Genomic DNA, 15,036 nt, shown 5'->3' on the forward strand with positions numbered 1-15,036 from the left:
ATCAAAAACTATCTGAATATTTTTCAGTTAATCGGCTTGATATAAATTGTTTCCAATTCTCGAAATAAATAGCTTATGGATCTTGGTCTTAAAGATAAAGTCGCTGTAATTACTGGAGGTGATTCCGGCATTGGAAAAGCGACAGCTAAACTGCTTGCTTGTGAAGGTGCAAAGGTTACTATTATCAATAAGACTTCGGAAAGTCTTGAACTGGCGGCTGAGGAGTTGAGAAAGTTTGGAGAAATATTTACGGTTCAGGCGGATCTCACTCAGCCTAAGGAAGTTGCAGCTGCTAAAGAGCAAATTCTTGAACGCTTTGGAACAGTTGACATCCTTGTTCATGCGGCAGGAATCACAGGTGCTACGGGAGATTTTCTCGAACTCAGTGATGAGCAGTGGTACAAGACGATTGAGGTTGACTTGATGGGGACGGTACGCACCTGTCGCGCTTTTATTGAGCCGATGCGTAAAAGTGGTTGGGGAAGAGTTATCCTGATCAGTTCGGAAGATGCACTACAGCCCTATCCAGAAGAGATACCTTACTGCGCTTGCAAAGCAGCTGTACTAAATCTTGCTAAAAATTTATCTAAAGCTTATGCAAAAGATGGCGTGCTGGTGAATGCAGTTTCTCCTGCCTATATCGCCACCTCAATGACTGACGCAATGATGGAAAAGCGCTCAAAAGAGCTAGGTGTCAGTTTTGATGATGCAATTGACAGTTTCCTTGATGAACAGCGCCCTCACATCGAACTCAAACGACGTGGCAAACCAGAAGAAGTAGCGGCTGTGATTGCCTTCCTTTGCTCAGAGCAATCAAGCTTTGTGGTTGGTTCTAATTATCGGGTAGATGGTGGCTCGGTTGCAAGTTTGTGAGCCAAGCGGGTATAAGGGAAATTAGCCCCGCTTCTCGTAATTCGTAATTACTGTTGGCTAAGGGTTTTAAATATTTTAAATTGGGTAGTTTATTTACGTCACTCTGTACTAGCCCCGAAGAGAGTGTACAAGTTTTTTGTTGTTATATCAATTCGTAATCAAGGGGTGTAAGAAGGTTGCATCTGGTTTACCGGGTTGAAATCTGTTGCCGGATTTGAAAGAATTGGTATAACCTCTTATTCTTAATTTGAGAGTTGATTATGAAACAGATAGAAACAGTTGTTGCCAATATTAACGATCTAAATGATGGTGAAATGCGACAGGTATCTGTCGGCGAGACAGAAATTTTACTGAGTCGTATAGATGGAAAGTTTTATGCTGTCGGCGCACACTGCTCTCATTATAAAGCGCTACTGGCAGAGGGGGTGCTGAGTGGGCATTGTGTTGTTTGCCCCTGGCACAATGCCTATTTTGATGTGACGACTGGCGATCAACTAGAGCCACCTGGCTTGGATTCTCTAGATTCCTATCAGGTACGGATTGAAGGTGAAAACGTTATTGTCAGCGTACCAGAGGAAACAACAGGATTGCGATCGCCCGCAATGGCGCAATTTAACCCCAATGTTGATGGACGCACATTTGTGATCTTAGGAGCTGGAGCGGCGGGTGTCCATGCAGCACAAACTTTGCGAGTCGCTGGATATCAAGGGCGAATCGTCATGATCACTCAGGAAGATAAGCTGCCCTACGATCGCACCAAGCTGAGTAAAGACTACTTTATTGGTAAAACATCCTCCGAGGAAATGCCCCTGCGATCGGCCGATTTCTTCAAGGAACACGGCATTGAAGTGCTGTTGAATCAGCGAGTTGAACAGGTGCAAACAACGGCAAAAGCGATCGCCTTTACTAATGGAGATTCCTTAACCTATGATGCCTTACTAGTAGCAACAGGAGGTAAACCACGCCAGCTAGATATTCCTGGTGCAGACTTGGAAAACATTTTGACATTACGCAGCTTTGATGATACTGATCGCATTTTGGCAGCCATCAAGCAAAAAGCACAAGCGGTAGTGATTGGCTCCAGTTTTATCGGTATGGAAACGGCATCTGGGCTGAGTCAGCAAGGTTTACAAGTAACTGTTATCTCACCGGATTCTGTACCTTTTAAGAAAATCCTTGGCGAGGAAATTGGCAAAATCTTTCAGCAAGTTCATGAGGAAAGCGGCGTTTCCTTTAAGTTTGGTAGAAAAGCGGTGCAATTTGAAGGTAGCGACAAAGTAGAAGCTGTAATTTTAGATAATGGCGACCGCTTGAAAGCAGATATCGTAATTATCGGAGTTGGCGTACAGCCGGCAACAGACTTTCTTAAAGGCGTCGAATTGCATCCCAAAGATCACAGTGTTGTTGTTGATGAATACTTGTGTGCAGGTGATGGCATCTACGCCGCAGGCGATATTGCCCGTTATCCCGATTGGCGTACAAACGAATCGATTCGCGTTGAACATTGGCGAGTTGCAGCACAGCAGGGGCGAATTGCAGCTCATAACATGGCAGGGAAAGCAGTCAAATTTAGAGGGCTTCCTTTGTTCTGGACAATGCAATTCAACTTTCCGTTGCGCTACATCGGACACGCCCAAAGTTGGGATGAAATAATTGTAGATGGGGATTTACAAAAACAGGAATTCATTGCTTTTTACATCAAAAACAATCAAGTCTTGGCAGTTGCAACCAGCCATCGGGATACGGAAACAGCAGCTATCTCGGAATTGATGCGCTTGAACCAGATGCTAACTGTTGAGGAATTACGGCGCGGTATAGTTGATTTGATTGACAAACAAACAGCCTTAAGTTAGTAGCAAGCGGTAGCGGAGTTTCTAGTGGGTGCTGAAGCAAGCGCTCAATTAAGCACTTTAGTACTCATACCAATTTGAAAAATGATTGCGACAGATGGATTGCTTAAGCAATACAGTTCAGTTAAGCAATTTTTTCCTTATCCTTCTTCTCTCAGTGCCGCGCCAGTTGCTACAACGGGGGGAACCCCGCAACGCACTGGCTTCTCTGCGCCTCTGCGGTTCGTTAAACAAAATGACTTTGACAAAGAGTGCTAACCTTAACTGAACCGTATTGATTGCCTTAAGAGCTTATGCACTAACTTTTTTACAATCCAAAATCTAAAATCCAAAATGGTATAACTAGGAACCAGAGTAGACTAATAAGGCTCGATATAAAAATAATTTGCAACCTCTTGCATATATGATCAACATCACTGAGCGCTACGACATCATTATTATCGGTACGGGAGCCGGTGGAGGTACACTGGCTCACCGCCTCGCACCTACAGGTAAAAAAATTCTAGTGCTGGAACGAGGCGACTTTTTGCCGAGAGAAAAAGCTAACTGGAATCCAGAGGAGGTTTATCAAAAACATCGCTATCATACAGATGAGCAATGGTATAACAAGGAAGATAAGGCATTTAAACCTCAGACAGGTTACTGGGTTGGTGGCAATACTAAACTTTACGGTGCAGCCTTAATTCGATTCCGAGAGCGAGATTTTGAAAGGGTAATTCATAAGGGAGGAATTTCTCCAGAATGGCCTTTGAAATATCAAGACTTTGAGCCATACTACACGCAAGCAGAAAAGCTGTATGACGTGCATGGCAAAGAAGGAGAAGACCCCACCGAACCACCTCGCAGCGAACCATATCCCTATCCGCCAGTCAGTCATGAGCCAGATATGCAGTCCCTTGCTGATGGCATCCGTGAACTGGGTTACTACCCATTTCACCTACCACTAGGATTAAAGCTGAATGAAAGCGATCACAGCAAAAGTCCCTGCATTCGCTGCGATACTTTTGATGGATATCCTTGTCTTGTAGGTGCAAAAGCCGATGCTGATGTTAACGCCATTCGTCCTACCCGCGAAATGTATGCCAATTTCACGCTTTTAACTAATGCTAAAGTCTTGCGACTACATACCAATGAGTCGGGGCGAGAGGTTACAAGAGTAGAAACTGAAATTGCCGGGGAAAAACATTGGTTTACCGGCGATATTGTGGTTGTTGCTTGTGGTTCTGTCAATTCAGCTGCTTTGCTGTTACGGTCTGCTAATGACAAACATCTGAATGGATTAGCAAACAGTTCTGATCAGGTGGGGCGGAATTTCATGAAGCAACTGGAAACAGCTATAGTTTCCATACACTTAGAGGTGAATCACGCCAACTTTCAAAAAACGATCGCTGTCAACGATTTTTACTGGGGAGAGCCGGATTTTCCTTATCCCATGGGCATGGTGCAGAATACAGGTAATGTGCTAGCCGATATGATTCCCGGAGAAGCACCCCCACTAATGGCTCCATTTGTCAAGCTGATTCCTCATTATGAGCGCCATTTGTTGGCCGAGCGATCAGTTGGTTGGTGGTTGCAAACAGAAGATTTACCAGATCCGAATAATCGGGTTCGGGTGGTGGGTGACAAGATTCACGTTGACTATACACTGAATAATACCGAAGCAAGCGATCGCTTAATCCATCGCTGGACATCTGTGCTCAAGTCAATCCCTCACTCTGCTAAAAGCGTCCTCCCATTTAGCCTTTATCCTCGCACACATCTACCAGAACAAGCCGTTGCCCATCAATGTGGTAGTTGTCGATTTGGCACAGACCCCAAAACTTCAGTCCTTGATGTTAATTGTCGTACCCATGATGTCGATAATCTCTATGTGGTAGATAGTAGTTTCTTTCCGTCAAATTCCGGTGCTAACCCGACATTAACGATTATGGCGAATGCGTTACGTGTTGCTGACCGCATAGTTGAACGATTGAAATAATCAGGCATTCCGTTGGGCGGGTTAAGAGACTTGAAGGAAGTGCTGAACCCGCAAGGGTGATTAGTTATTTGTAAGGACAAAAAGGACGAAACATTATGACAAATGATCAAGGGCAAATTACACCACAACAACAACCAGAGATTCAATCTCAACAGGAGGATTTAGAAGCGACAAATTTACCTCATCCCTTGGCTACAAATCTAGGCGCTGTAGGAGGTGGCGTTGCCGGAGCCGCACTAGGTCGCTCCATTGGTGGTAAAATGGGTGCTGCAATTGGTGTGGTTGCAGGGGCAATTACTGGTAGCATTGCAGCCAACAAGTTGGTAGAGTACGCTGGAGAATTCATTGAAGAACTCCAACCGACAATTGGATTGGGATTAGGAGCCAATCACAAACCAATTGAACTACCCCGTCACTATTCTTGGGAAGAATTACAAGCATTATCAAAACCACAAGGTGGAGAAATTCAAGTCCCCTAAACCAAACATTTAAGTGCGATCGCTTCGCTCCTTATACTATTTGTTTGTGAGGCTGCGCCAAACCCTTTTAACTTCTTTCTTTCTTTCTTAGGACTTACGCAAAATATCTCTGAAACTCTGATTTCTCTGTGTACTCTGCGCCTTTGCGGTTCCTTTTTCTTTCTTGTACTTAAATATGGTTTAGTGCATCTTCATACAGAATTGGTATTACAATCTTTGCCTCCCCAACAATCCCCCTATGTTAAATTCAAGCTAGAACTCCTGCGGATAAGGAATCACGTAATCGCGGCTTCTGTAGAACATGGCTTAAATAATAGCGCTTTTATCCCTCCCTTAGAAAGTGGCGATCGCTTAACCCGCCACGAATTCGAGCGGCGCTATACAGCAATGCCCGATAAAAAAGCAGAATTAATCGAAGGAGTCGTCTACGTGGCATCACCATTGCGTTTTAGAAGTCATGGTTTACCTCATGGAAACTTAATTATCTGGTTAGGGAATTACAAAGTTTCCACCCCAGGCGTAGAACTAGGCGATAATGCTACTGTGCGCTTGGATTTAGACAATGAACCACAACCTGATGTTTTACTGTTAGTAGATAAACCAACCAGAGGACAGGCACAAATCAGCGAAGATGATTACGTAGAAGGCGCACCGGAATTAGTAGCAGAAGTAGCAGCCAGTAGTGCATCTATTGATTTGTACGACAAAAAACGCGCCTATCGTCGTAACGGAGTGCAGGAATATATCGTCTGGCAGACTTTAGAGAATAAACTCGACTGGTTCTGTTTGCAAAATGGAGAATATTTGCCACTCGTAGCAGATGCAGATGGGGTGATTAAAAGTAGGGTATTTCCAGGTTTGTGGTTAGCTGTCACCTCACTAATTACAAGAGACATGACGAAAGTTTTAGCAGTGCTGCAACAAGGATTAAATTTAAAAGAACACGCTGACTTTGTTGAGCATTTAGCTTAGTAAAACTTAATACAAATGGTGAGGCAGTACCTGTGGCAACGATGTCTACGACGGGCGTAGCTGCGGCGCCTGCAATCCACACTTAATTCTTAGGTAAAATTCACCGCACTCTCTGTCTGGAGGGCGCTTTTTTTATGAAGCTATAGTTATACAAATATTTACACAGATAAAATATTAAAAAAATATCTGGTGTATTTGGGTACAATTACTAAATTGTTACTGATTTATATTAGTAAATGCATTGGTATAAATAAAAATACTTATCAAAAATGTCAGCAGTGAGCATCTCACTTTCGTAGAAAGCCTAAACCTGACCCCAGCCCTCTCCTTAGTACAGCTTTGCGTAAAATCGTGGCGAATTGAGGGGAGAATTTAAACGCAAAGGGGAGGCAGCGGGTTGCGGTGAATCCAGCGCTGTAGGCGGATTTCCCGCCGTAGGCGACTGGTGTTAGCGTAACGGTAGCGACGTAGGAGCGTCACCCGAAGGGGGGTTCCCACGCCACTCCCCCCAACGGAGGGAACCTCGGCAAGGGGGTGGCTAAGAGTTGTAGCGACTGCCGTCGCGCAAAGGGAAACGCAGAGTCACGCAGAGGATTCGTTATGAATTAATGAAATGTTGTACTTAGTAAGGAGAGGGAGCAGGAATCTTCTTTATCCTATAGTGTAGTGTATTTGCTTTCACTGAGATGCTCCCCATTGGGTTTACACTGACTAACAAATCTCAGATTTGAGTTTTCGTCTCAATTCAATATAAAATCTAAAACTTAAAATCCAAAATCCACATGGCAGACCTAACTCCTAATTCTAGTTTTAGTTTGACGCTGCGCTTGCAGATTCCCAATCGCATCGGGATGTTAGCGTCAATAACCCAGGCGATCGCAGCCACTGGCGGTAATCTCGGTCAAATTGATCTAATCGAGCAAACCCGCAAAGAGTCTACCCGCGATCTGACTGTGGATGCCGCTAGTACTGAACACGCTGAAACCATTGTGCAAGCAGTGAAAGCATTGCCAGACATCAAGTTACTCAGTGTCTACGATCGCACCTTTAATTTGCATCGCGGTGGCAAAATCAGCATTGTCAGCAGAATTCCCCTGAAGAGTGTTTCCGATCTAGCAATGGCTTACACGCCCGGAGTTGGTCGAATTTGTACGGCGATTGCTCAAGACCCAGAGGAAGTTTATAAGTTAACCATCAAACAAAACACCGTTGCCATTGTTACCGATGGTAGTGCCGTTTTAGGTTTGGGAAATCTCGGCCCAACCGCCGCCCTACCAGTCATGGAAGGCAAAGCAATGCTGTTTAAGGAATTTGCGGGGCTGGATGCTTTTCCCATTTGTCTGGCCACCCAAGATACAGAAGAGATTATCCAGACAGTTAAGAATATTGCTCCGGTGTTTGGAGGTGTGAATTTAGAGGATATTGCTGCCCCTCGCTGCTTTGAAATTGAAAACAGATTACGCCAGGAGTTAGATATCCCCGTTTTTCACGATGACCAGCACGGTACAGCAATTGTCACCTTAGCGGCGTTGTTTAATTCCCTAAAGCTGGTGCAAAAGTCAATAGCAGAAATCAAAATAGTGATTAACGGTGCTGGGGCGGCTGGAGTGGCGATCGCGCGGTTACTCCGTAAAGCTGGGGCAGAAAAAATCTGGATGTGCGACTCTAAAGGGATTATCTCTAATAGTCGCACCGACTTGACAGAAGAAAAACTCGAATTTGCCGTGAAAGCTCAGGGTACGTTGGCGGGTGCAATGCAAGGGGCAGATGTGTTTATTGGTGTCAGTGTACCGGGAGTTTTGACACCAGAAATGGTGCATTCAATGGCGAAAGACCCAATTGTGTTTGCAATGGCAAATCCCATTCCAGAGATTCAGCCAGAATTAATCAGTAAAGATGTTGCTGTGATTGCTACTGGTCGCAGCGACTACCCTAATCAAATCAATAACGTCCTCGCTTTTCCTGGGGTATTCCGTGGTGCTTTAGATTGTCGGGCACAGACAATTACCATCAGAATGTATCTGGAAGCCGCAAGTGCGATCGCCTTTTTAGTCAAGCCTTCAGACTTGGATCGGGAACATATTATTCCTTCAGTCTTTGATGAGCGCGTCGTCACTGCTGTTGCTGCTGCTGTACAACGTGCAGCGCGTGAAGAAGGTATCGCTCGGAATTAATTAACTAAAAGAAAGCAACGAAAAATTCAGCTTTTTGCTCCCCTCTCCGCGTCGGAGAGGGGCTGCTCTTGAGAGGTGAAATAAAACTTGTCGAACTCACGTTAAATAAAGGTTTCTTTTCCCCTCTTACTGCACCCTTGCCGCAGCTGGACATCAATTTTATCCGCCCAACTTCTATTAAGGGCGATCGCTAAAGTTGGGCGGGTACGCCATAGCACAGTCCAGACAAAAACAGCACAAAACTTGAGATTGCTCAGTGGGGTAAAATCATCAGGTATTGCAGCGATCGCTATTTTTCCGTAGGTAAGACTTTTTAAAGTAATTACAAATAAAAAGCGCCCCCCATCTCTGGAGGGCGCTTTTTATTTAGCTAAATCTTCAGAATTAACCGTTGATAGCAGGGGCAGTCATTGCTACAGGAGTAACTTCACCAGCAGCTAAGTCTAGGGGGAAGTTGTGAGCGTTACGCTCGTGCATTACTTCCATACCCAAGTTAGCGCGGTTGATTACGTCTGCCCAAGTGCTGATAACGCGACCTTGGGAGTCAATGATTGATTGGTTGAAGTTGAAACCGTTCAAGTTGAACGCCATTGTGCTGATACCCAAAGCGGTAAACCAGATACCAACGACAGGCCAAGCTGCGAGCAAGAAGTGCAATTGACGGCTGTTTTGAAATGATGCGTATTGGAAAATTAAACGACCGAAGTAGCCGTGGGCTGCAACGATGTTATAGGTTTCTTCTTCTTGACCGAACTTGTAACCGTAGTTTAATGATTCGGTTTCAGTGGTTTCACGCACCAAGGAAGAAGTTACTAGAGAACCGTGCATTGCAGAGAACAATGAACCGCCGAATACACCAGCCACACCTAACATGTGGAAGGGGTGCATTAAGATATTATGTTCTGCTTGGAACACAATCATGAAATTGAAGGTTCCAGAGATACCCAAAGGCATACCATCAGAGAAAGAACCTTGACCGATAGGGTAGATCAAGAATACTGCGGTAGCGGAAGCCAAAGGTGCGCTGTAAGCTACGCAGATCCAAGGACGCATACCTAAGCGGTAAGAAAGTTCCCACTGACGACCCAGGTAGGTAGCACAACCAATTAAGAAGTGGAAAATTACTAACTGGTAAGGGCCGCCATTGTACAACCACTCATCTAAGGAAGCAGCTTCCCAGATTGGGTACAAGTGCAAGCCGATGGCGTTTGAAGAAGGAACAACTGCACCAGAGATGATGTTGTTTCCATAGATCAAAGAACCTGCAACTGGTTCGCGGATACCATCGATGTCTACAGGAGGAGCAGCGATGAAAGCAATTACGAAGCAGGTGGTCGCAGCTAGCAGGGTAGGAATCATCAAAACGCCGAACCAACCGATGTATACACGGTTTTCGGTGCTGGTGATCCACTCGCAGAAGCGATCCCATACGCTAGCGCCAGAGCGCCGTTGTAAGGTTGTGGTCATTGTTTTATAAGTGCTATGGGTTGTTAAATATGGAACAAGCGGATTATTTTTCGCCTGCTAAAATCCAGTCTACAAGAATTTACTTTCAGCTGATCTGTGATTTAATATTCTGTAATATTATGATTCAACAAACTCATCAAACTGTAAAGTTTTCCTACTATGAAATAATAATGAATTGAGGCTTTATTAAGCCATTTCAAGACCAAAGGAAATGTAACTTTCAATGACGCGATCGCCTACTTACTTTGCTTTACACTTCTTTACAATTAGAGCGGATGAAAAATTTTAAGCCTTCCTGATTTGTCACCAGACAATAAGTTCTATATTAGACATCTCCAGAAATTAAATATGCGTTATCTAGAACCATTGTAGAGAGGCGAAATTTCGCCTCTCTACATTCTTTTTGGGAGATGTCTATTGTTTGATGTTTGAGTTAAAAATCAAAGTAGATGTAGGGTAAACTGCCTTCAGGAGCTAATAACCAAACAGCGTAGAAACATAAAGGCACGAAGACAAGCTTAAGCGGCCAGTTCAACTCTAACTTCAGAATTCGGTTGAAAGCATAGACTACAGCCATAAGGGCAGCGATAGCTAGAAGTACCCAAGTGAGTTGGTATTGGCTCATATTTAAGGCTTCCACATAGACCTTTTCAGCAAACTGGGGATCAGCAGGATAACCCCAAAGATGCCGAATTACTAAAGAAGAGTCTTGGAGGTTAGGTAGGCGGAACCAGATCCAAGAGGTAAAAACCATCAGTTGGGTCAATAACCAAGCAACAAAGATACCCAGAGGATTTTCCCAGAATTCTTCCAAATTTTCAAAGCGATCGCTTATAGCATCGGTAAGTCGATGAACCACCAAGGCTAACCCGTGGAATATGCCCCAAACGACATAACCCAAAGCAGCACCGTGCCAAATACCAGCGATTAGCATTATAATAAGTAAATTCCAGCAGGTACGGACTAAACCCCGACGGGAACCACCCAAAGGAAAGTAGATATAGTTACGTAGCCAATCTCCGAGAGTGATGTGCCAGCGCCGCCAAAATTGGGCAATATTAGTGCTGAAATAGGGAAAGTCGAAATTCTCAGGTAGAACCAAGCCGAAAAGCAAAGCACTACCACGCGCAATGTCTACGTAACCATTGAAATCTAGATATAACTGCAATCCGTAGGCGAATGTAGCTAACCAGAGATCGGTACTACCCGCCCGTTGCAAATTACCAAAACATAAATCAACAAAAATTCCCAGGTGGTCTGCCAAAATACCTTTTTTGACTGCGCCCCTAGCAATCAACCACAGCGCCTCTGCGACTCTATCGCTACTGGGGAAGTCTAGTGTATTGAATTGATTTGCTAAATTGTGGTAGCGCGTAATCGGGCCGGAAATCAGTTTGGCGAAGAATAGTTTGTACGTGGCAAATTTGAGAAACTGCTCAGTAGCAGGAGCACCGCGATAGACATCTATTAAATAGGCAATGCATTCAAAGGTGAAAAATGAAATTCCCAAGGGTGCAATCAATTTAAAAGAGCTATCTGGTGAGTTTGTTTCTAGATGAAAAACAAACTTGAATAAAGGGGTGAAATACTTAAAACCTAATAACAGTAAAACATTTAGAGTTATACCCAGCCACAAAAGTTTTACACGGCGAAGATTCCAGTCAGTTTGGGCAAATTGCCACTCTTCGTTAGAAATTTGCCAGTCACGAGAATGTTTACCTGGTGATGTGTTATTTCCAATCTCCAGCCCCACACGAAAATTAATAAACGTCAATGCTAATAGTAATGGTATGTACTGGATCTGCAAAGATGCGTAGAAAACCAAACTAGCAATTAGCAGCGTCCACAATCGCAATTTCTCTTGTACTAAAGACCAGTAAATTCCTAACACACTCAACAAGAACAGCCCATAGAAAATTGATATAAAGTTCATTTGTCATTTGTCATTTGTCATTGGGCATTGGGCATTGGTCATTGGGCATTGGGCATTGGTCATTGGGCATTTGTCATTTGTCATTTGTTTTGGCGTTAAAACTCCTAACTCCTAACTCCCCACTCCCCACTCCCCACTCCCCACTCCCCTATTTCACTGGCCAAGGAATCATCGGGTCATTAGCAAGCTTTTTCGAGACTTCGTATGCTCCAAAGCGGTTGAGGTGGCTAGGGTCAGAAAAGTAGTCATTTGCTTTTATCCACTGTTGACTCAAATCACGATAAATAAACTTGGGATTAGTAGCCAAATGCAACATATATTGCTGAAATTCTTGCTCATATTGTCTACGCACTGGATCTAAATAATCTTCCGTCAGAGGCATATTGACAAACACTAGGAAAATTTTCTGAGACTCGGCAAACTTAAGCACTTGTTGAAAGGCAGCATCTTGCTGTCCTTCTACTTGGAAAGATTTATAATCGTTGTCGTAATTTCCCGGAACTCGAGAATGTTTTTGATAGTATCTAGCAGGATTGAAGCGAATAGACAAAGGTAGAAAGCCATCAAAGTCAACTGCTTGTTGGGAAGTACTCTCATCTGAAGTACCGTCTGTTAGCTGTTTTTGTGATGCAACTGTCTGATTATGACCTGGTGTGAGCAGTTGTTTTTGCAGTAAACTTTTAATTTGGTCGCGGTTTTGATAGCTAGCAGAAACAGATGCTAGGGCCTGATTTAACGACTGATTAACAGCTTCATAGATACTAATCTCCGGTTTTTCTTCCTTTGTCTTTTCTTCTGGCGAATTTACCGTATTTTGTGGCAAATCATTACTATTTGCAATTGTTGGTGTTTTTTGGAATGCTTGTTTATAACCAGCTGATGCAGCGATCGATTTAAAGGTAATATCCTCGCGTCCACCGTTAAAAGCACGGGCACCATCTGCCCAGATAATTATTTTAGGTAGTTCTGATGGTTCGAGTACCTGGCGAATCACAAAGTCTACAACTTGTGCAGTAGCACCGTTGATCCCAAAGTTAAACACGCCAATATTTGGATAGCCCTGAGTCGCTAAAGCTTTAGAAAGTGCTGCAGGATCAATTCCCCTGAGGGCACGAGAGGAGCCAATAATTAACACATCAGGCGGACTACCAGTTCTAGCCAAACGCTGTTTATACAATGCTAGTTGCTCGTCTAACTGCCTGACATTGAAACTTGGCATCTGCGATCGCGCTGCTAAAAGAATAGCGGTAGCGGTTGCTTTTTCCTTCAGTGGTGCGGCTGCCAAATTCTGGATTGGGGTATTATCACTTTGGGTAAATTCCGAAGCATTAAATACAGAACTCTGATTTGGAGGGTATTTCGTCTTAGCAGTGCTAGGAAACAATGTCGTTTTATCACTCTGATTTTTCCCAGATGTCAAAGACGCCTTTTGCCCAGAGGATGATGGGGGTGAGATATTAGTGGGCGTAGTACGGGCGATAATTAGACCCAATACCCAATCAGTTTGGAAGGTGAGTAATAATCCCAGTGTTCCCCAAACCAGAGCCACCTTAAGTCCTTGAGCATCAGGGTTTGCTTCGGCTGACTGGTAGCTTTCGGTAAATAGCTGGCTACTCAACAGGAATTTTTTCGCTGTTGCACTCGCTGTTGCTATCCAACCTCGCGCTACTTCTGTCACAAAAGTTTGAACTTCTTCTGTCGTTAAGTCGGGGCGCAAAATTGGTTCGTTATTTTCAGAGGTTACTAGATCGTTAACGTATTTAGAAGTAGCAGCAAATTCTGGGGTTGCTTCTGGGACTAAACGCTGCCGTTGCTCAAGATCAAGTCCATAGTGCCAAAAAGGTTCTTTATTGCCAGCACGGCGACCGTACACACGTATCCCCATAATACCGGGAATTTTTAACTGGCGGATAAACTGCGTAATTTTGCTTGCTACTTGTTCACGCCCTGGACAAACAGGTGCATCACACATGATGTGCAATAAATCATTTTTGACCAGTAGGAGTACGCGAATTCCACCTGTCAATAGCCGCCAATCCAAATCAGGATTGAGTAAACGCTCCAGTAAAAATACGATCGCTGGTTGATCGCCAGTATTCGCCAAATCGAGCGGTGATGTGGCAAAGGCGGGATGCTTTGTAGCGGGTAAAGCTAGCCAATCAATCCAAGTTGCTTGCTTGTCACCTGCTTTTTGTCCGTATACGGTGGCGGCGAGAATGCCTTGAGGAGCGATCGCTTCTAACTGCGGTAAAATCGCCTCTAAGCATACTACCTTGTCTGGGATTGGGGCAGTTCCTAAGGGATCAAAAGCTGGGATACAAAAAATATGTAGCGTTGATTCTTTAACAGAAACTTGGACAGCAACTTTTAACTCTGATAGTACCTCAGTTAATAATCGAGCGATCGCTTGTACATCCCCCCAACGCGCCCACTCCTTCAGCATTACCTCTGGTGGTGTCAAATCCACCCGCAGTAGCCAATCAGGTGCGGTTTCGCCGCTCACCTGGGAAACAATTACTGCATCTTGGTAGCCGGAAAGCTTGAGAAAACGCAACTTTTGTGCTATTGGTTCAGCCAGCAATGAGGCATCAGGGCTATAGCTCGACTGGCAAAATATCCACAGGCGATTTTCTTCTGGCTGAGAGTTCTTTGGCTTAAATAGCTTAATCTTTGCCTGTACCGATACACCTAACATACTCAGACTTTCGCTGAGATACCGAGCAATGGCCTCTGGGTTCCCTTGGCGTGCCAAACTTTCGTTAGAGACAATCAGCGCCCCACCAGATTGTGTTGATTTTTCCGAGTCTGCTAGTAACGCTTGCTGCACCTGCTCCAGATGCTTATCTATTTGATTTAAGTAAACTCGATGGCACCATTTGGGGCGCTGTTCGCCTTTTCTTCGCCCATAGACGAATACTTGATATATTGACGGTTCTTCGTTGCTTGTGAGGATATCCAAGTCAGTTTGCTGTAGTGCTTGCAGCAAGTCAGACAAAGTGCGCCAACGCTGCGGACATTCTGTACCTTCACAAAGAATATGAAGGTCATTTCCCCGTAACCGGACTTTCACTCCGAAAGTGTTGATCCCTGTTGCTTGGCTTACCCATTGCAATAAGGATTGCTGGCGATCTGGTAATACTATTTTCATCGGAAGTTAACTTTACACAAAGCGATCGTTGGGGGATAGTGCCTGCACTTGTAAACTAGAACCATAGGTCTATCACACTCTGACGGTTTTTTTTAACAATTTTGTTACCTTCGTAGCTCACAAAATCGGACAAGATAGTCTTGTACAGGTTGCAAGTCTGAC

At 44.3% G+C, this 15,036-nt stretch carries 10 protein-coding genes; 6 read left to right on the forward strand and 4 right to left on the reverse strand.

Annotated elements, in window-relative coordinates:
* The first annotated feature begins 75 nt into the window (after nucleotides 1–75).
* From PUQ00_RS01435 to PUQ00_RS01455, 5 genes are all read left to right on the forward strand, one after another.
* A complete protein-coding gene (locus PUQ00_RS01435; RefSeq protein ID WP_300412431.1) occupies nucleotides 76–873 on the forward strand; it encodes an SDR family oxidoreductase in 798 nt (265 codons plus the stop codon).
* Nucleotides 874–1,133: 260 nt separating this feature from the next.
* Nucleotides 1,134–2,726: an FAD-dependent oxidoreductase gene (locus PUQ00_RS01440; RefSeq protein ID WP_300412433.1), complete on the forward strand. Its 1,593-nt coding sequence runs from the start codon at nucleotides 1,134–1,136 to the stop codon at nucleotides 2,724–2,726.
* A gap of 400 nt (nucleotides 2,727–3,126) precedes the next feature.
* A complete protein-coding gene (locus PUQ00_RS01445) occupies nucleotides 3,127–4,701 on the forward strand; it encodes a GMC family oxidoreductase (RefSeq protein ID WP_300412435.1) in 1,575 nt (524 codons plus the stop codon).
* 95 nt (nucleotides 4,702–4,796) lie between these two features.
* The gene (locus PUQ00_RS01450; RefSeq protein WP_300412437.1) at nucleotides 4,797–5,180 is read left to right on the forward strand and encodes a hypothetical protein; all 384 of its coding nucleotides are present in this window, start codon (nucleotides 4,797–4,799) and stop codon (nucleotides 5,178–5,180) included.
* 282 nt (nucleotides 5,181–5,462) lie between these two features.
* Nucleotides 5,463–6,152: a Uma2 family endonuclease gene (locus tag PUQ00_RS01455; RefSeq protein ID WP_300412626.1), complete on the forward strand. Its 690-nt coding sequence runs from the start codon at nucleotides 5,463–5,465 to the stop codon at nucleotides 6,150–6,152.
* 372 nt (nucleotides 6,153–6,524) lie between these two features.
* On the opposite strand, the gene PUQ00_RS01460 is transcribed toward PUQ00_RS01455, so the two are convergent.
* Nucleotides 6,525–6,650, reverse strand: coding sequence for a hypothetical protein (locus tag PUQ00_RS01460; RefSeq protein WP_300412439.1), 126 nt, complete (start codon nucleotides 6,648–6,650; stop codon nucleotides 6,525–6,527).
* 284 nt (nucleotides 6,651–6,934) lie between these two features.
* Here PUQ00_RS01460 and PUQ00_RS01465 point away from each other — a divergent pair, with 284 nt between their 5' ends.
* Nucleotides 6,935–8,326, forward strand: coding sequence for a malic enzyme-like NAD(P)-binding protein (locus PUQ00_RS01465; RefSeq protein ID WP_300412441.1), 1,392 nt, complete (start codon nucleotides 6,935–6,937; stop codon nucleotides 8,324–8,326).
* Between the two features lie 384 nt (nucleotides 8,327–8,710).
* On the opposite strand, the gene psbA is transcribed toward PUQ00_RS01465, so the two are convergent.
* From psbA to PUQ00_RS01480, 3 genes are all read right to left on the reverse strand, one after another.
* Nucleotides 8,711–9,793, reverse strand: coding sequence for a photosystem II q(b) protein (gene psbA / locus PUQ00_RS01470; protein ID WP_300412443.1), 1,083 nt, complete (start codon nucleotides 9,791–9,793; stop codon nucleotides 8,711–8,713).
* A gap of 433 nt (nucleotides 9,794–10,226) precedes the next feature.
* Entirely contained in the window at nucleotides 10,227–11,726 is a 1,500-nt protein-coding gene (locus PUQ00_RS01475) for an MBOAT family protein (protein WP_300412445.1), read from the reverse strand.
* A gap of 148 nt (nucleotides 11,727–11,874) precedes the next feature.
* Nucleotides 11,875–14,874 (reverse strand): DUF1574 family protein, encoded by a 3,000-nt coding sequence (locus tag PUQ00_RS01480; RefSeq protein ID WP_300412447.1) that lies wholly within the window; start codon nucleotides 14,872–14,874, stop codon nucleotides 11,875–11,877.
* Nucleotides 14,875–15,036 lie beyond the last annotated feature (162 nt).

It is taken from the genome of Nostoc sp. S13, from assembly GCF_029379315.1.
Lineage (GTDB): Bacteria > Cyanobacteriota > Cyanobacteriia > Cyanobacteriales > Nostocaceae > Nostoc.